This is a genomic window from Xenorhabdus sp. PB30.3, assembly GCF_963895965.1.
GTDB lineage: Bacteria > Pseudomonadota > Gammaproteobacteria > Enterobacterales > Enterobacteriaceae > Xenorhabdus > Xenorhabdus stockiae.
In genome coordinates, this window is record NZ_CAWQMW010000111.1 from 34,679 (window position 1) to 53,649 (window position 18,971).

Sequence of the window (18,971 nt, forward strand, 5' to 3'; positions counted from 1 at the left end):
AGCTGGCTAATAAAAAATACTGGAAGCAATGTGAGCAATGTCATGCGTATCGAGATCTCAGACTGGGGTCATAAAATACATATCTCAACAGCACGATGAGAATGATAATGCTTATCACTTATGTTTGTAAAGCATTTTATTGAGAATTTTTCTCACCAGCGTGATTTGGTTGTTGTTTTTGAGCAGAAAGGGCTAATTAAGTTACAATAGCCAGACTTTTCCCATAATTGATGTTTTATATGCGCTATTTGATTTACTGGATCATATTATTGCTTTCAACTCCCGCTCTGGCGATTGAGAAAGCAATTCCAGAAACGACTAAAGCTACAGCCAAAGTTGCTTACAGACAGTCGTCGGAAAGCCTATCCTACGCTCCGGCAACTATACGGCAGCATGGCTTTATTTATTGCGTCAACGGCAATCTGAGTACGTTTAACCCGCAAATGGCTATCAGCGGCCTGACCGTGGATACTCTGGCTGCCCAGATTTACGACCGTCTGTTGGGAGTAGATCCCCTGACCTATCGGCTAATTCCTGAATTAGCTTCTCGTTGGGAAGTTCGGGATAACGGAGCAACATATCGCTTTTATTTGCGCCATAATGTCGCGTACCAGTCAACGGCGTGGTTTACTCCGACCCGCACCATGAACGCCGATGATGTTGTTTTCAGCTTCCGCCGGTTATTCGATAAGAAACATGACTATCACTATGTTAATGGTGGGCATTATCCCTATTTTGATAGTTTACAATTTGGTGATTCCATTCAGGACATCCGAAAAATTGATAAATACACTGTCGAGTTCCGCCTGAACGCTCCTGATGCCTCCTTTCTCTGGCATCTGGCGACGCATTATTCGCCTATACTGTCTGAAGAATACGGACAAAAACTGCATAGCATAAATAAAGAGGAACAAATTGACTGGAATCCGGTAGGAACCGGGCCATTCATGCTGGAAGATTATCAAATGGGGCAATTTGTCCGTCTTATCCGACATGATAACTACTGGAAAGGCAAGCCACTGATGGAACAAGTTGTTGTAGATATCGGAGCAGGTGGTACTGGCAGAATCTCCAAACTGCTCACAGGTGAGTGCGATGTATTAGCCTATCCTACAGCCAACCAATGGGACATACTCCACAATGACCCCAATCTGCGTCTGACCCTGCGTTCAGGAATGAATATTGCCTATCTTGCTTTCAATACCAGTAAGCCACCTCTGGATAAACTGGAAGTTCGTCAGGCCATTGCCTATGCCATTAATAATCAAAGACTGATGCGAGCCATCTATTATGGTACGGCTGAAACTGCTGCTTCTATTTTACCAAGAGCATCATGGGCTTATGATAACCGGGCAGAAATTACCGAATACAATCCTGAAAAATCCCGCCAGATACTGAATAAACTGGGGCTAGACGGTCTGGAACTGACACTTTGGGTTCCCACCACGTCGAAACCCTACAACCCAAGCCCATTGAAAATGGCAGAGTTGATTCAGGCAGATTTAGCGCATGTTGGGATTAAAATGACTATCCGCCCCCTTGAAGGCCGTTTTCAGGAAAGCCAGCTCATGGATAAATCCCATGATATGACTTTAGCAGGTTGGTCCACTGACAGTAACGATCCCGATAGTTTTTTCCGCCCACTGTTTAGCTGCGCAGCTATCGCATCTCAGACAAACCTGAGCCGCTGGTGTGACGCGACGTTTGATAATGCAATCCATCAAGCATTGTTAGATCAACAATTAGCGGCTCGCATAAAAAGTTATCATATTGCTCAGCAGATCCTTGCTCAGCAGTTACCTGTTCTGCCACTGGCTTACCCAATGCGATCACAGATATTTCGTTATAACATTAAAGGATTAGTTCTTAGTCCGTTTGGAAATAGCTCATTCGCCGGTGTTCACCGGGAACAGGAACACTCTGTTTCTTCTGAAAAGACGTCCACCGGAAATATATCCGCTGAAAATAAAAAAGGAAGCAAATGATTATTTATATATTACGCCGTTTGCTACTGCTGCTTGTGACACTGTTTTTTCTCTCACTGATCAGCTTCAGCCTGATGTATTTTACGCCTCACGGCCCTTTAAGCGGCGCATCTCTGCTTGATGCTTACCTGTTCTATTTTCATGGATTACTGCAATGGGACTTTGGCATTTCCAGCATCAATGGTGAGAGAATTGTTGACCAACTCTATGAGGTATTTCCGGCAACGCTTGAGCTCTGTCTGCTTTCATTCACTCTGGCATTATTAATTGGTATTCCATTAGGGATTGTTGCCGGCGTATGGCGTAATAAAAAAGCAGATAAAATTATCAGCACACTTGCGCTATTTGGTTTTTCCATTCCGGTATTCTGGTTAGCCCTGTTACTTACTCTGTTGTTTTCACTTCATCTGGGCTGGTTACCGGTATCAGGGCGGATTGATTTACTGTACCGAATGGAGCCTGTAACGGGCTCTGCCCTGATTGATGCATGGTTGTCAAAAAGCCCTTATCGTAACGAGATGATCATGAATGTAATACTACATATGATATTACCTGTCATCACGTTGTCTGTCGCACCAATGACTGATGTTATTCGTTTAATGCGTAACAGCGCAGAAGAGATTTCAGCATCAAACTACATAAGATCAGCCGCGACTCGCGGGCTATCAAAATTAACCATTATCCGTCGCCACTTATTGCATAACGCCCTGCCCCCTATTATTCCCAAGCTGGGGCTACAATTCTCAACCATGCTGACCTTAGCTATGGTGACAGAACAGGTGTTTAACTGGCCGGGGCTGGGACAATGGCTTATCAGAGCCATCCGCCAGCAGGATTACTCCGCAATTTCAGCAGGTGTAATGGTAGTAGGTACTTTAGTTATTTCGGTCAACGTGCTGACTAATATTATTGGCGCGATGGCTAATCCTTTAAAACATAAGGAATGGTATGCCATTAGATAATTTTTACCGTGAAAAGAAAACGCCATCGCCCCTGAGAGTTATTTGGCGCTTTTTCTATGCCGATGCACTGGCAATGACGGGTTTTTACGGCGTACTAATTTTAATTATATTAAGTCTTTTTGGTAGCCATCTTGCACCTTATCAGTTTGACCAACAATTTATTGACCAGCTGATGCCTCCTTCGTGGTCACACTACGGTAATGTTGCCTTTTTTCTTGGGACAGATGATCTGGGGCGGGATATATTCAGTCGATTACTGATTGGTACTTCCTCCACATTTGGTGCTGCGCTGGTTGTGACTAGCGCGGCGGCAATTGTCGGGTTAGTTATCGGCAGTCTTGCCGGCATTACACACGGGCTGAAATCTGCGATCCTGAATCACATTCTTGACACCCTGCTTTCCATACCTTCACTGTTATTAGCCATCATTGTCGTTGCTTTTATGGGAGCCAGCCTGCAACATGCAATGCTCGCTATCGGGCTGGCATTACTGCCAAGAATTGTGCGGGCAGCCTATACCGCTGTACATGATGAACTGGATAAAGAATATATTATCTCTGCCCGTCTGGATGGCGCTTCAAATTATCATATTTTACGTTATGCTGTTTTTCCGAATATTACCGCTGTGATAGTGAACGAGTTAACCCGTACTTTCTCGATTGCCATCCTTGATATCGCGGCTCTGGGTTTTCTCAATCTTGGCGCACAATTGCCCTCACCTGAATGGGGCGCTATGCTCGGTGGATCACTGGAGCTTATCTACACAGCCCCGTGGACGGTGATGTTACCGGGAGCAGCCATCATGCTGAGTGTCCTGCTGGTGAATTTACTGGGCGATGGCCTGCACCGTGCCATTAATGCAGGAGTCGAATAATGCCACTACTCGATATTCGTAACCTCACCATTGAATTCATGACGTCAGAAGGCCCCGTAAAAGCCGTTGATCGATTAAGTATTTCATTAACAGAAGGTGAAATCCTCGGGCTGGCTGGTGAATCCGGTTCTGGTAAAAGCCTTATCGCCAAGGCAATTTGTGGTGTTGCAAAAGATAATATTACAGTTACCGCAGACCGCTTCCGGTTCAATGATATTGATTTATTACGCCTGACGCCGCGACAGCGCCGTAAAGTGATTGGTCACAATATTTCGATGATATTTCAGGAACCTCAGTTATGTCTCGACCCGTCAGAAAGTATTGGTAAGCAACTCATTCAGTCTATCCCCGGCTGGACATTTAAAGGCCGCTGGTGGCAACGTTTCAACTGGCGAAAACGTCGGGCCATTGAACTGCTCCACCGGGTGGGTATTAAGGATCATCACGACATCATGAACTCCTATCCTTATGAGTTAACTGATGGAGAGTGTCAAAAAGTGATGATTGCCATTGCGCTTGCCAATCAGCCAAGACTACTGATCGCGGATGAACCGACCAATGCGATGGAACCAACAACGCAGGCCCAGATATTCCGCCTGTTATCGAGCCTGAACCAGAACAACAATATGACAATTTTGCTGATTAGCCATGACCTGCAAATGATGAGTAAATTAGTGAAACGTATCAACGTGTTATATTGCGGACAAACCGTGGAAAGCTCTACACCGGATGATCTGCTGGTTACTCCTCACCATCCTTATACACAGGCACTGATCCGGTCTATTCCTGATTTCGGCAGCCCTCTGCCCCATAAAAGCCGCCTTAATACACTGCCGGGCGTCATTCCGTCACTGGAACATTTGCCTATCGGATGCCGTCTCGGGCCTCGTTGCCCTTATGCCCAGAAAACCTGTATTGAAGCACCACGGTTACGGGGCAGCAAAAGCCATACTTTCGCCTGTCACTTCCCCCTGAACATGGAGGAACAATAAATGGTCGAGACACTACTGGAAGTTAAAAACCTGACGAAAACTTTCCGTTACCGTACAGGCTTGTTCCGGCGTCACCATCTTGATGCAGTGAAACCCGTCAGTTTTACCTTGCAACCACGAAAAACACTGGCAATTATTGGTGCAAACGGTTCTGGCAAATCCACACTGGCCAGAATGCTGTCAGGTGTAATAGAACCGACATCAGGTGAAATATTAATTAATCATCACAAGCTGGTTTATGGCGATTATAGTTATCGCAGCCAGCTCATTCGCATGATTTTTCAGGATCCGAGCACATCATTAAATCCCCGCCAGCGTATTGGTCAGATTCTGGATATGCCCTTAATTCTGAATACAGAGCTGCCTCCTTCTGAACGGGAAAAACGCATCAATCAGACACTACGTCAGGTTGGTCTCCTGCCAGACCATGCCAACTATTACCCACATATGCTGGCATCTGGTCAAAAACAGAGAGTAGCACTGGCGCGGGCACTGATATTACAACCTCAGGTTATCGTTGCTGATGAAGCACTTGCTTCTCTTGATATGTCGATGCGTTCCCAGATTATTAATCTGATGCTGGAATTACAGGAGAAACATGGTATTGCTTATATTTATGTCACTCAACATCTTGGTATGGTGAAACACATCAGTGATCAGGTGTTGGTGATGCATCAGGGAGAAGTCGTAGAACGCGGTAATACTGCTGAAGTGCTGGCTTCTCCGTTACACGATATCACCCGCAAGCTGATATCCAGCCATTTTGGTGAACCTCTGTCTACCGAAGCCTGGAGACAGGATATCACTTGATTTTTACTGAGCAGATTTTATTCACTCATCGGAACAGCAGTGGAAACTCAACACATTTTTCTCCGGCGTGGTAGAATCTCCTCCGTTTACTAACAACGAATACCCGATTTATGTAGGTTATATTTTTAATACACTACACTATTAACTCTGGTATTTTGAACATTAAGAACAATAAGGAACTGATATGGGTTTCATGACCGGCAAGCGCATTCTAATTACTGGCGTCGCCAGCAAACTGTCTATTGCTTATGGAATTGCGAAAGCAATGCACGAACAAGGTGCAGAACTGGCTTTTACCTACCAGAATGACAAATTGAAACCTCGTGTCGAAGAATTCGCGGCATCTCTGAATTCAAACATCGTTCTGCCATGCGACGTGGCTCAAGATGAAAGTATCGACACATTGTTCGTTGAACTGGGTAAAGTATGGCCGAAATTCGATGGTTTTGTTCACTCTATCGGTTATGCCCCTGCCGAACAACTTGATGGCGATTACGTTAATGCCGTCAGCCGTGAAGGTTTCAAAATTGCACATGATATCAGCGCATACAGCTTCGTCGCGTTGGCAAAAGCATGTCGTAGTATGCTGAATCCTGACTCAGCGCTGCTCACTTTAAGCTATTTAGGTGCAGAGCGTGCAATCCCTAACTACAACGTGATGGGATTAGCAAAAGCTTCTCTGGAAGCAAACGTGCGTTACATGGCGAATGCTATGGGTGCTGAAGGTATTCGAGTTAACGGTATTTCCGCAGGCCCAATCCGTACTCTGGCAGCATCCGGTATCAAAGATTTCCGTAAGATGCTGGCACACTGTGAATCAGTCACGCCTATCCGCCGTACCGTCACTACAGAAGATGTAGGTAATGCGGCTGCATTCCTGTGTTCTAACCTGTCTGGTGGTATTACCGGTGAAATCCTGCATGTTGATGGCGGGTTCAGCATTGCTGCCATGAACGAACTGGAATTGAAATAATTTCAATAACCTTTTGATATAATTAAATAAGCCCAGAGATAGTTTTATCTTTGGGCTTATTTTTTACTCATAGATACATATTGATTAATAAAACATCACCACAAGCAAAGTATCTATTGCTTCCTATACAATGTACTCTGTGCTTACTGTATGATTCGCGGCATATTTTGCCTGCCATGCCTTGGGGTTGATCAAATAGTGTTGCCGGAAACGTTTAGAAAAATGACTGGGGCTGGAATAACCCACTGCTGTAGCAACTTCAATCACCCCCATTCCCTTTTTCAATAAATCTTCCGCTGTGGTCATACGAACATTTTCCAGATATTGATGGAAAGTACTAAAAACAACGGCACGAAATCCTTCTTTTAATTTTCGTTCGTTTAAACCTACTGCTCTTGATAATGATTTTATTGTCCAGGGTGAATGATAGTCGCTATTAATGATTTTTACTGCATTAAAAACAGCGCGGCGTTGTAAACTGTTAATCGCGTTATATTTACAATCATAAATTTGAGCTGTCACACACGCGATGATTTCTAACGCTTTCGCTTTTAGATAAACCTTTCGGATACTGCCAACTAACTGACACTCTTCTATCTGATTGACCATTTGCATAAATGGAGGATAGATAGGACAGGACATCATCAAGACATCACAATAACTGGCATTTTTTTCAAAACCTGCTGTTAATTTACTAAAAGATGGTAACTCCTGAGCTTCAATTTCTTTCAGAGAAAAACGGATATCAAGAATATGCCATGTTCCACAGCCAAAAAAATTCATTCCGCGCGTTCTCTTTGGAGAATAGAAAAAAATCATTGTTCCCGGGTTAACTTCTAAATCATCTCCATTCTCTATTGCCATCTTCCCTTTTCCACTTAGAACAAAGGAAATTGATACTGTTGGTGGTCCTTCACAATATTCGGTGAAGTCTTTATCCAATTCAAAACAAATACGGTTTATATGAATACCGTCAGATAATTCCTCCGTGAGGAATGGCGGATTTATACTATTCTCTGCCTCTTTTAAGCGCTTATAGTTGCAATGATCGGCAGTGAAAATATCTAGTTTCTCACTATAAATCGTCTTCATCAGTTCCTCTGTAAAATTAGCATTAGATTCCATTTCAAAAGCTATTTTCACAATAAAAACAGCATATTGCGTGACACTTGGCCGTTATAATTATATTTTATATACATATATGATGTAAATGTCACGCAATCTATCATTAATGATAATCATTATCAATAGTACGTATTACGTTACTTTTGTCCGTATCCCGTTAGCCCGATTTTTCTACTCGAGTTAGTCTTCTTTATTAATTCTTTCCGTTCTACTGTGCTTGTTTTTTGTAAAAACAAAATTTGAGAAGGCATAACAAGTCATCAATATGAAAAAAAAATATGCTAACGCATCTATTTTATGCTGCCTGATTTCACCTATAACCTGGGCTGAACATGCTTCTGAAGCAAAAAAAGATATTTTAATCGTGACTGCTAATAAACAAGAAGAAGCGTTAAATAAAGTTAATGGCAGTATTTTAGTTAAATCAGGTGAAGAACTTGAGCAGTCAGGGATTACTCAAGTACAAGATCTTGAACGTGCGTTCTCTGGTTTACAAATTCGCTCTCGGGGCAATCGAGTCTATTCAGCTACCACTATCCGAGGTATCAGCTCCCCTGACTATTACTCACCTTCTATCCGAATTTATGTTGATGGAATTCCGCAGGATCATCAATTCCTGACACAAGAATTAATCAATGTAGAACGCGTAGAATTATTACGTGGTCCTCAGGGATCTTTATATGGCGGAAATGCTCAGGCGGGGATTATCAATATTATTACGCGTTCCCCAAAAGAAGGCCCCTGGCTTAACCTATCCGGTAATTATTCCAGATTGAAACAAGGCAGTTCCTTCAGTGGGTCAACGTCTCTTATTGAAGACATTCTTTATGGCAGTACCAGCCTTCGCTGGGTAAAAGAGCCTGGGCAAATAAATGCAACAAATTATAAAAATATCGACTCCAGCACAATCTGGTTAGGTAAAGGACAATTAACATATGCACCGGATGGTTCACCTTTCAGTGCTGAATTTAGTTTTGCTCATGAAGCTCTCCATTCACATGAAGAGCTTTATTTAAGTAACGAACAGTTTCGTCGGAAAGAGTACAACGGCCCAATTCCCGATTTAAAAAGACAAGTAAACAGCTACGCACTGAAGGCTGAATATGATTTTGGCAACAATACATTGACCAGTATTACTTCTTATCAGGATCGTGATATTTCCCGTAATTTCATTGGAGGTAAATGGAAAGAGAAACATCATGCCACAACTCAGGAGTTACGCTTAAATTCCAACTATACAAATGGAATAACCAGTGTTTTAGGCGGTTGGTTATCAGATGAAAATAATAAACATCTGGTTGGTGCTTACCCTAGTTACTACAGTAATTCACTTAATACCATTAACACAAAATCACTGGCGCTGTTTGGTGAAGCTAAATTACCGTTTGCTACTCAGTGGGATCTAACCCTTGGTGGACGCTTATCCCATGAAAAATCACAAATAGATTATGCTGGTCGCTCTGGCATGATGAAAATCGATGCTTTTAGCAATCAGGTTTCCAACAATGAACTTACGCCTAAAGCAGCTTTGGGCTGGCAATTTACGCCAGGTACCCGTTTCTATATTTCTACGACTAAAGGTTATAAACCGGGCGGATTCAATCACATTATTTCCGTTGTTGATGACAAAAAACCTTACCATACTGAAAACTCAGACAATTATGAATTTGGCTGGAATACAGCATTCTTTGATGATGCCATAACCTTAAATGGTGCAATCTATTATATCCATTCAAAAAATAAGCAAATTTATGTCGGCTCTCCGGGCATGCAATCTATTCGCAATGTCGGAAAAGCAGAAAGTAAAGGCATTGAACTGAATAGCCAAATCAAACCGATAAAGGGGCTCAGATTATCTCTTGGAACTAGTATTGGTAAATCCAGTTTTACTCATGCTACCGATACTACAACTGACGTAATAAGTTATAACGGCAAACGTCTACCTTATGCGCCAGATGTCATGATGAATGCCAGTATTGACTATCTGATTAATCAAACATTCTTACCAGGCAATCTCTATTTAAATGCCGGTGCCCACCATTACTCAAAAAGCTACTTTAATGAAGCTAATACGCTTGGGCAAAGTGCATATACACTCTATGACGCTTCACTCAGTCTAGAAATGGCTCATGGTATCAACATCAAACTATATGGCGAAAACTTAGGTAATAAAAAGTATCGGGCTTCTGCTTTTCAGCTCGGAAATAACGAACTTAGTATGCTTGGTAAGGGATTAAATGTTGGCCTAGATATGAGCATTGCGCTATGACAAACAAGAGAAGCTCCCACCAAATCTCTCTATTATTTCTGACTTTAGCTGGTGTTTACACCATTCAAAGTACCATCAGTATGGTAACGCTACAGAGTATGCCGGCATTTCTACGCAGCCACGGTGTAACACAAGATAAAATAGGGCTACTTTACCTACTGATGTTACCTTGGGCATGTAAATTCCTTTGGGCACCAATCGTAGAGCGTTATCGAAAATCAGGTTCGGGGGATAATCACCCCCGCCGCATCATGCTCTACGGTACTATTTTAATTTTTCTGCTTTTTTGCTTAATGTCATTGTCAGAACCTGCCGAACATATGCCCCTAATTCTAATGGCATTGTTTTTGATAACATTTTTCCTGACTATAGTAGATACCACTACAGATGCTCAGGCTATTGACAGATTACCCGCACAATATCGCCCCTGGAGCAATGTGATGCAAGTTGGTGGTGGTTATGTGGGAACAATGATCGGCAGCGGCCTGTTTTTATATCTGACCTCACTATATGGCTGGCATATTGGCACAAGCGTATTAGCTATAGTGATACTTTTAATGTCACTGCCTATTTTCTTCACTCGGAAAACCCCGGAGAAAAAAAAGCCGGATGAAGCAAATATAACAACATCCCCATCTCTCAGAAGTGCATTACACCGTTCACCAGTAAAGCAGGCACTGATTTTAATTCTGTTATGTATGATCGGTACACGCCTATCGCTCGGTATGTTTTCCCCATTTTTAATCGATCACGGAGTAGATTTAACTCAACTGGGCATTATTGCAGCCAGTGGTGGCGCATTGGCCGGATTATTCGGGGTTATGTCCGGCGGAATTATTGTACGCAAATTTGGTGCTGTTCAGACATTATTAGGTGTTATGCTGCTTGAATGCCTAGTCTTCGCCGGGATGTTCTGGCTTGCTCAACAATCCAAAACCTCTGTATTCCTGCTTTCCTCGGCATACATTCTCATCACATTAATCAACGCTACCAAATTCGTTGCTTTGTATACACAGATGATGTCTTTAGCAGCAAGCAACCAATCTGGGGTAGATTTTGCCCTGATGCAATCAGCAGATATGAGTATTGCGATCATCAGTTCAATGCTTGGAGGGTTGATTGTCACGAAAGCGAGCTATTCTTCCCTTTTCGCTCTCGCATCAATCTTTACTCTTGTCGGTCTGTTCTGGACATTACACAAGTGCCGAGATCTCCAGAAGGAAAACACCTATGCCCAATAATGATTCTTCTGTCAAGAATGTACCTGAGCAGCGTTCCACTGATGCCGGTGTTCTTAAGACATTGTGGAATATGATGCGCCCATACCGTGCAATGAGTTATCTGGCTATTACGCTTGCTATTGTTTCCGCTGGCTTGCAAATTTTACCCGCTGCGATTGCTGGCCTGATTATGCAGTCCATCTACGATGGGCAATCTGACACACTCCTGAGTTACGGCATTATATTATTAATTTCTGCCGTTGCTGCTATGTTGATCTTCAGTGGTTCAACCTTTATTTCTCATTTGATTGCCGCCGACGTTCAAGCTGATGTACGTCGTAATATCAGTACTAAGCTGAAATCTATCCCCCTTGGTTTCTTCATGCAAACGGATAGCACAGAAATTAAGAAGATGATGCTAGATGACGTCGAACAGCTTGAAGATGGGATTGCTCACATCATTCCAGAAATATCAGCAACACTGTTCGGCCCATTAATTGCGTTGAGTGTCATGTTGGCTATCGACTGGCGGCTGGCATTGGCAGCATTCGCCCCAACTTTGGGAGCATTTCTACTCTTTATCTATATTCAGATGAAAGTTCAAACCACAACTCAGCGCTTTTACGCAGCCCAAAATCGTATTGCCTCAACAATGAGTGAAGTTATTAATGCAATCCCCGTGGTAAAAACTTATTCAGGCAGCAAACATTCCGGTGAAAATATAGCACTAGAGCGTGCCGAAAAAACATTTACTGCTTTGACAAACATTATTGATATTTGGGTTGAGAAAGTTCAGGTTAAATCCAGCCGTTTTTTTGTCCTATCCAGCACCAATTTACTATTTGTGCTCCCTTTGGCAGTCTGGTTATTTAACCAACATGAAATTTCAATATTTGAATTAACCTTTTTTATTCTGGCTGCCATAGCATTCAGCAATATTGCTTCCTCCATGTTCGCTGTAATGACTCGCGTGCAACAACAAGAAGCATTAATTACACGTTATCACTGGTTAATGAACCAACCTGAACTAGCTCCATGTACTCAGAGTGACACAGCTGTTGATAATAGTGTGGCTTTGCATAATGTCAGTTTTTCCTATCAGGATGGACAGGATAATGCCTTAAATAACATTTCCCTTTCCATTCCTGCCGGAAGCTCACTGGCTCTGGTCGGTGCCAGTGGTTCTGGTAAATCCACCGTAGCTAGTTTGATTGCTCGTCTTTGGGACCCGCAACAAGGAAAAATTACTGTCGGTGGTGTTGATATTCGAAATATGGATGAATCGACTCTGCGTAAAAACATATCCTTTGTTTTCCAGCGAGTTTTTTTGTTCAACGATACAATCGCCAACAACATACGTCTAGCTCGCCCTGATGCTTCGCAAGATGAGGTTGAATCCGCAGCTCTCGCAGCTCAAGCACACCAATTTATTCAACAGTTACCGCAAGGTTACAACACAGTACTGAACAGCGGTATCAGCTTGTCTGTGGGAGAGAAACAGCGTATCGCCGTTGCTGCCGCTATCCTAAAAAACTCACCAATCCTTGTATTGGATGAAGCGACCGCCTATGCCGATCCAGAGTGTGAGAAAGAGATACAACAGGCACTCAATGCACTATGTCATCCCCAGACAGATCAGAATAAGACAATAATTGTTATTGCTCATCGCCTACCGACCATCCGCCATCTTGACCAAATAGTCGTTTTGGATAAAGGGCAAATCATTGAGCAAGGCACCCATGATGAATTAATCACACGACAAGGGGCATATACCAAGCAGTGGGCTGCCTGGCAGGAAGAAAGTACCGCTACAGGAGCAAATTACCATGGGATTATTTAATCGTCTCCAACAACATCTATCCCCGAAACTGAAACGGACCTGGTTCATTGGCCTGTTATATAAGCAACTTGATACCATTGCGATTCTTGCTCAACTTGCCATCGCAGCTTGGGCTATCACGCATCTGGAGGATTATCATCAAAAAACGAGTGGCTCTGATATGCTGCCACTTATTACCCTGATATTACTGATTTTCTTATTGTTATTTCGGTTCACGATTATGTCCCGGGCACTGCGTAAACTCACCATTGCAGCTTATGAGTTAGGTATCGAAATCCGTCGCTCTTTGCTACAACGGATTGTGAGTATGTCGGTCGCGACAATTCGGAGTTTAAATGCCGGAAAAATAGCACTGACATTATCCGAAGATGTGCAATGGCAGGAAAATCAGTCAGCCTATACCACTCCACAAATCATCTGTCAGATTGTGATGCTGACATTCATGTATCTGGCCTTATTTTGGTTCGATTGGGTTATAGCTGGCAGTACACTATTAGTATTGATAGCTGGATTACTTATCCTGATCCCAATTCGTCAAAAACTCCATGAGATCCTAAATCAAAGAGCCACTATGATGGCTGATGCATCTGAAGCGATTGTAGAATATGCACAAGGTATAGCCTTCATCCGTGCGGCAGCGGCAACTACAACTGTAGAACAACGTTTTGATCAGAAAATTGAACAATTACGTAGCGCATTCCGCCGAGGAGTATTCAAAAGCATACCGCTATTGAGTCTGTTCTACATCATTATTGATACTAGTGTGGTTGTGGGAATACTGGCTAGCGCTCTGCGCTTCCATGTACCAGAAACACTCGCACTTTCAGAAATGCTCATCACAATCCTGATACTGTTTGCCACAATAACCCCATTACGTGGGATTATTCCCCTACTCAATATCACCGCATTAACAAAAGTGGGCGAAACACATATTGCTGATATTGAAGCGATTGCAACGCAAGCTTCTGGGCCATTACCTGCGCCTAACCGGTACGATATTGAAGTTAACAATATTTCGTTTAGTTATCCGGGTACTAACCAACCTGCTATCCAAAATATTTCATTTCAGGCATCACAAGGCAGTATGACCGCCATTGTGGGGCCTAGCGGCAGCGGTAAATCTACGCTTGCTTATTTATTGCTCTCCTTCTATCAACTAGACGAAGGTGAAATTCGTCTGGGTGGAAATCCTATCCACCATTACCAAACTAAAGCACTGTATGACACCGTCACAATGGTATTTCAGGAAACAGCCCTATTTCAGGATACCGTCGCTAATAATCTCCGTTTGGGGGATCCAAATGCTACTCAGTTAGAATTAGAACAAGCTGCCCGTCTTGCCAATATTCACGACACAATTATGGCCCTACCACAAGGATACGACACCCTTTTAGGTGTAGATGGCGGAACATTATCCGGCGGTGAACGCCAACGTCTTGCCATTGCCCGAGCCATCTTAAAACAGTCTCCAGTTTTATTTTTGGACGAAGCAACCTCTTCATTAGACCCTGAAAATGAACGACTTATACAACAAGCATTTTATTCTCTTACCGAGAATAAAACTGTCTTTGTTATCGCTCATCGACTAAGCACGATAATCCGTGCTGACCAGATATTGGTAATGGATCATGGAACCCTTTGTGATAGTGGAACCCATGATGAATTACTGCAACGTTGTCCACTTTATCAATCACTTTGGAAAAATCATCTTGGTTCAGAAGAGAGTTGGAATTTATAACCCCAGTATTTATTCGAGGCATCTACCTAAAAACACTCATTTCAATAAGTTGTAACTGAATTTATTGATTTATCAAATAACTGGTCATGCCTCCAACAGTTAGATTGCTTCTGAAAGAGAGTATTCACGCTCAATGAACATGCCTATCACTTTGTCGTGCGTTTCTTCGGATTTAGAGTAGCCAATCGTTTTCCGATTTAGCTGTTTGATGCGAGTACGCAGGGTGAGGTTGGTTCTTTCGATACGCTGAGTGAACTTTTTACCTCTGAGGTATTTTTCCACCGGAAGGCAACTGTAAACGGCATAATCATCTGTACAGTAAAATTTAATTTTGAACGGAGCCAGAAGTGACAGCAAGTTTTTCAGTGTATTCTGACTGCGGTCACCAAATACATGCGCCACTATCCGCTTCTCCTTTGGCTCCCAGGCATACCAAAGCCAGCGCTGATTCCTCTTATTACCGACAAATGACCACTGTTCGTCGATTTCATAGATAATATGAATCTCACTTCCCGTCAGAGGCCGTGTCGTTACCTGTCTTGGTTCAAGTTTTTTAACGTGCGAAGAACGGTGTTGATATCGACCTTCAGGACACGAGTGGTGTCTCTGATACCATCGTTATTCTCTGATATATCAATGACTTGTTCTTTCACTCCGGGTTTACAGGCTTGATAGGTGTAATTCAGTTGAAAGGTTTTACGGCAGGCATAGCAGTGATATCGAAGATGTCCACTGCTTCCTTTGACATCTTCTGTTTTGTGACAGTAACGACAAACTACATCAACTTTAGCCATATCTCACCAGTAATAAAAAGTGAGAAGTTTATCGCAACATCTAATTATTGGGAGCATGACCAAATATGTTCGCATTCACTCCAACATAAAAAACCAATAATATCTTAAAATAAATTTCATTTGATTGGTTCCGCACTAATTATTCGATGTGGAGTGATTAATTTAAAACAACTGCTTCCGGTACAACTTTACCGGAAGCATAAACTTATTAACTGTTTTTATTCTTAATCGATTTGCACAGCGTTGAATTTATGGACTGGAGTCACCATCTTATCCTGGGCAGCAACAAGCTGTAATTCAAATTCTTCGCTTTTTTGCGTTTCCAGCATGACTTCATAAACACCTGCTGTCGTATGCTCCAACGCTTCCTGTAAGACTGAATTTGTTAACGATGGGCTTTTCAACAAATTAGCAAGGAATAAGCCACTGGTTAAATCACCAATTCCAACGGGCTGACGTTCACCTGTATCAATCAATGGACGGCTGATATGCCAGCTATTTTCTTTAGTCACCAGCAACATTTCAAAGTTATCTTTCTGATAACCAGCTCGGCTGAGGTGTTTGACTAAAACAATTTTGGTGCCTTTTTGGCATAGCTCACGGGCTGCTGATACTGCCTGCTCCACATTTTTAATTTCCGTTGCCGCCAGTGTTTCAAGCTCCAATAAATTAGGCGCAATGATATCACTGATAGGCAATGCCTTTTCACAGAGGAATTCAGAAACTCCCGGAGCCACAATACATCCTTTCTCTGGGTGGCCCATGACAGGATCACAAAAATACCATGCTTCAGGGTTAGCCTGTTTCACCTGCTTTACAATATCAAGGATATAGTTTCCCTGCTCCGCAGAACCAATATAACCACTGAGAACAGCATCACAGGATGCCAATTTATCAATTTCACCAATTCCCTGCACGATTTCAGCCAGATGTTCTGGCGGCATCACACAGCCACGCCATTGTGGATATTGAGTATGATTAGAAAATTGGACTGTATTTAGTGGCCATACGTTCACTCCCATACGGCACATCGGAAAAACAGATGCGCTATTTCCTGCATGGCCAAAAACAACATGAGACTGAATTGAAAGAATGTTTTTCATGATTAGGCCTGATTTGTTATTTTAAGAACCGTAAATATGTTATAAAACAGACAGATACTTTAAGGGCAACAATGATGTTGCCCTTAGTAATACTTTTATGAATTATTTCCAATCAATTAGGCAATAATGTTTTTTACCACGACGTAATAAAGTATAACGCCCGAACAGACGATCTGCGTCCACAAATACATACATCGCTTCAGACTGTTTTTCACCATTGACAGAAACAGCATTAGAACTAATCATGGTACGAGCCTGCCCACGGGAAGGTACAAACTCAGCGGTGATCAGTGCCTGCTGTAAATCAGCACCATTCTCAAGCTCAATCGCTGGCATACCATCCTGTGCCAACTGTGCAAAGTCATCTTCGGTTAAATCAGCGACTGCTCCAGAGAACAAACTCGCTGTGATACGCTTCGCCGCCGTTAAACCTGCTTCTCCATGAACCAGTTTAGTGACTTCTTCTGCCAGAACATACTGCGCACGCGGAGCTTTACCACTGTTTTTATCTTCTTCTTCCAACGCATTAATTTCTTCAATGTCCATGAAAGTGAAGAATTTCAGGAAACGGTAAACATCTGCATCAGCTGTGTTAATCCAGAACTGATAAAATTTGTATGGACTGGTTTTCTTCGGATCCAGCCAGACTGCTCCACCTTCTGTTTTACCAAATTTAGTACCATCGGATTTAGTAATCAAAGGTACTGTCAGACCAAATACCTGTTTCTGATGTAAACGGCGAGTCAAATCGATACCTGATGTAATGTTGCCCCACTGATCAGAACCACCAATCTGCAATTCAACACCATATTTTCCATTCAGATTAGCAAAGTCATAAGACTGCAACAGGTTATAAGAAAATTCAGTGTACGAAATGCCAACATCATCACGATTCAGGCGTTGTTTAACCGCTTCTTTATTGATCATCTGGTTAACGGAAAAGTGCTTTCCGATATCACGCAGGAAAGAAAGGACATCCATTTGGCCAAACCAGTCATAGTTATTGGCCAATTCTGCACCGTTTTCACCCTCAAAACTCAGGAACGGAGAAACTTGGTTACGGATTTTCTCAACCCACTTTTTAACAGTGTCTTCTGTGTTTAATTTGCGCTCCGTCGCTTTAAAACTAGGATCACCAATCAAACCTGTCGCACCACCTACCAAAGCTACCGGTTTATGTCCATTCAGCTGGAATCTTTTTAAACACAGCAAGGGAACCAGATGGCCCAAATGCAAGCTGTCAGCGGTAGGATCGAAGCCGCAATAGAGAGAAACCGGACCTTGCGCCAGTCTTTCCGCTAACGCTTCTTCATCCGTTACCTGGGCAATAAGGCCCCGCTCTTGCAGTTGTTTAATCAGGTTATTGCTAGACATCAATGACTCCATTGGTTTGTATTCTTTACTTATATCCTTCATCTTCCAAGTTGCAGCTTTATCGGGTGTATCATTTATTCTTGATACTACCGGGCTGCAACTTGCAATCTATCAGGCATATATCATTGTCTAATTGTCGCGACTCGCTGTAAATCGCGTGCTATAGCATAAAACGCCAGTACTATAAGTGCCAGTATTAAAAACGGTAATTAATGCAGTTAAGGCGCCAGACGATCAATATGCCACTCATCTCCTTCACGCAGGTATAGAAAACGATCATGCAGACGACTTGCTCCCCCCTGCCAGAACTCTACCGAATCAAATTCAACCCGGAACCCACCCCAAAAACTGGGCAATGGCACTTCGCCATTCTGGAACTTCTGCTTCAGCTCTAAAAACTTCCCTTCTAAAATACTTCGGGCAGAAATACGGGAAGATTGTTGTGAAGCCCAGGCTGCAATCTGACTGTCTCTCGGGCGGCTATGGAAATATTTCACTACTTCGAGAGGTGATAAACGCTCGGCTTTGCCCAGAAAGCTGACCTGACGCTCAAGCTGATACCAGGGGAAATGGAGGCTGATACGGTTATTCTGAGCTAAATGTTTCGCTTTACGGCTACCAAGATTGGTATAAAAAACCAGACTGCGGTTATCAAAATGCTTCAATAGAACGATACGCTGATAAGGCTGCCCATTCTCATCGACTGTTGCTACACACATCGCTGTTGGGTCGCTAAGTCCAGCATCACAGGCCTGTTTCAGCCAAAGCTCAAAAAGAGCCATCGGCTCTTCAGTAAGATCCTTTCGCCGTAACCCACCACGCATATATTCACGGCGCAGCTCTGCTATATGAGTATCATTATGTTCTGACATGTCTAATTCTCTATTTCTAAGTGAGTTTCAGCATAACATT

15 protein-coding genes are annotated in these 18,971 nt (G+C 42.8%); 10 read left to right on the plus strand and 5 right to left on the minus strand.

Annotated elements, in window-relative coordinates; translation table 11 throughout:
- The first annotated feature begins 239 nt into the window (after positions 1-239).
- The 6 genes from sapA (at position 240) to fabI (ending at position 6,596) form a co-directional block, all read left to right on the plus strand.
- The gene (gene sapA / locus AACX38_RS06810; RefSeq protein WP_228862832.1) at positions 240-1,985 is read left to right on the plus strand and encodes an ABC transporter substrate-binding protein SapA; all 1,746 of its coding nucleotides are present in this window, start codon (positions 240-242) and stop codon (positions 1,983-1,985) included.
- Positions 1,982-2,947, plus strand: a complete 966-nt coding sequence (gene sapB / locus AACX38_RS06815; RefSeq protein WP_228862833.1) for a putrescine export ABC transporter permease SapB — start codon at positions 1,982-1,984, stop codon at positions 2,945-2,947. Before sapA ends, sapB begins: the two co-directional genes overlap by 4 nt.
- Complete coding sequence (gene sapC / locus AACX38_RS06820; RefSeq protein ID WP_228862834.1) at positions 2,934-3,821, plus strand: putrescine export ABC transporter permease SapC; 888 nt, start codon at positions 2,934-2,936, stop codon at positions 3,819-3,821. The genes sapB and sapC overlap by 14 nt, the downstream gene beginning before the upstream one ends.
- Complete coding sequence (gene sapD, locus AACX38_RS06825; protein WP_099121538.1) at positions 3,821-4,813, plus strand: putrescine export ABC transporter ATP-binding protein SapD; 993 nt, start codon at positions 3,821-3,823, stop codon at positions 4,811-4,813. The genes sapC and sapD overlap by 1 nt, the downstream gene beginning before the upstream one ends.
- Positions 4,814-5,623: a putrescine export ABC transporter ATP-binding protein SapF gene (gene sapF / locus AACX38_RS06830; protein WP_099121539.1), complete on the plus strand. Its 810-nt coding sequence runs from the start codon at positions 4,814-4,816 to the stop codon at positions 5,621-5,623.
- 184 nt (positions 5,624-5,807) lie between these two features.
- Complete coding sequence (gene fabI / locus AACX38_RS06835) at positions 5,808-6,596, plus strand: enoyl-ACP reductase FabI (protein ID WP_099108142.1); 789 nt, start codon at positions 5,808-5,810, stop codon at positions 6,594-6,596.
- A gap of 123 nt (positions 6,597-6,719) precedes the next feature.
- Here fabI and AACX38_RS06840 read toward each other — a convergent pair whose 3' ends face one another.
- Positions 6,720-7,688 (minus strand): helix-turn-helix transcriptional regulator, encoded by a 969-nt coding sequence (locus tag AACX38_RS06840; protein WP_228862835.1) that lies wholly within the window; start codon positions 7,686-7,688, stop codon positions 6,720-6,722.
- Between the two features lie 298 nt (positions 7,689-7,986).
- Between AACX38_RS06840 and AACX38_RS06845 the strand changes: the two genes are divergently transcribed.
- From AACX38_RS06845 to AACX38_RS06860, 4 genes are read left to right on the plus strand one after another with little or no spacing between them, the layout of a single operon-like run.
- On the plus strand, positions 7,987-9,990 hold the full coding sequence (locus tag AACX38_RS06845; RefSeq protein WP_228862836.1) for a TonB-dependent receptor: 2,004 nt from the start codon (positions 7,987-7,989) through the stop codon (positions 9,988-9,990).
- Positions 9,987-11,231, plus strand: coding sequence for an MFS transporter (locus tag AACX38_RS06850; protein ID WP_228862837.1), 1,245 nt, complete (start codon positions 9,987-9,989; stop codon positions 11,229-11,231). Before AACX38_RS06845 ends, AACX38_RS06850 begins: the two co-directional genes overlap by 4 nt.
- Positions 11,221-13,050 (plus strand): ABC transporter ATP-binding protein, encoded by a 1,830-nt coding sequence (locus tag AACX38_RS06855; protein ID WP_228862838.1) that lies wholly within the window; start codon positions 11,221-11,223, stop codon positions 13,048-13,050. The genes AACX38_RS06850 and AACX38_RS06855 overlap by 11 nt, the downstream gene beginning before the upstream one ends.
- Entirely contained in the window at positions 13,037-14,788 is a 1,752-nt protein-coding gene (locus AACX38_RS06860; RefSeq protein WP_228862839.1) for an ABC transporter ATP-binding protein, read from the plus strand. Before AACX38_RS06855 ends, AACX38_RS06860 begins: the two co-directional genes overlap by 14 nt.
- Before the next feature lie 99 nt (positions 14,789-14,887).
- Here the strand turns inward: AACX38_RS06860 and AACX38_RS06865 are convergent.
- From AACX38_RS06865 to pdxH, 4 genes are all read right to left on the minus strand, one after another.
- Positions 14,888-15,582, minus strand: a protein-coding gene (locus AACX38_RS06865) for an IS1 family transposase (protein WP_228862840.1) whose coding sequence is annotated in 2 segments (ribosomal slippage) — positions 14,888-15,345 and positions 15,345-15,582 — 696 coding nt in all. Because the reading frame shifts where the segments join, the coding sequence is not laid out codon by codon here.
- Positions 15,583-15,806: 224 nt separating this feature from the next.
- Positions 15,807-16,685, minus strand: a complete 879-nt coding sequence (gene pdxY / locus AACX38_RS06870; protein ID WP_228862841.1) for a pyridoxal kinase PdxY — start codon at positions 16,683-16,685, stop codon at positions 15,807-15,809.
- A gap of 102 nt (positions 16,686-16,787) precedes the next feature.
- The gene (gene tyrS / locus AACX38_RS06875; RefSeq protein WP_228862842.1) at positions 16,788-18,059 is read right to left on the minus strand and encodes a tyrosine--tRNA ligase; all 1,272 of its coding nucleotides are present in this window, start codon (positions 18,057-18,059) and stop codon (positions 16,788-16,790) included.
- Positions 18,060-18,277: 218 nt separating this feature from the next.
- Positions 18,278-18,931, minus strand: coding sequence for a pyridoxamine 5'-phosphate oxidase (gene pdxH, locus AACX38_RS06880; protein WP_228862843.1), 654 nt, complete (start codon positions 18,929-18,931; stop codon positions 18,278-18,280).
- Positions 18,932-18,971 lie beyond the last annotated feature (40 nt).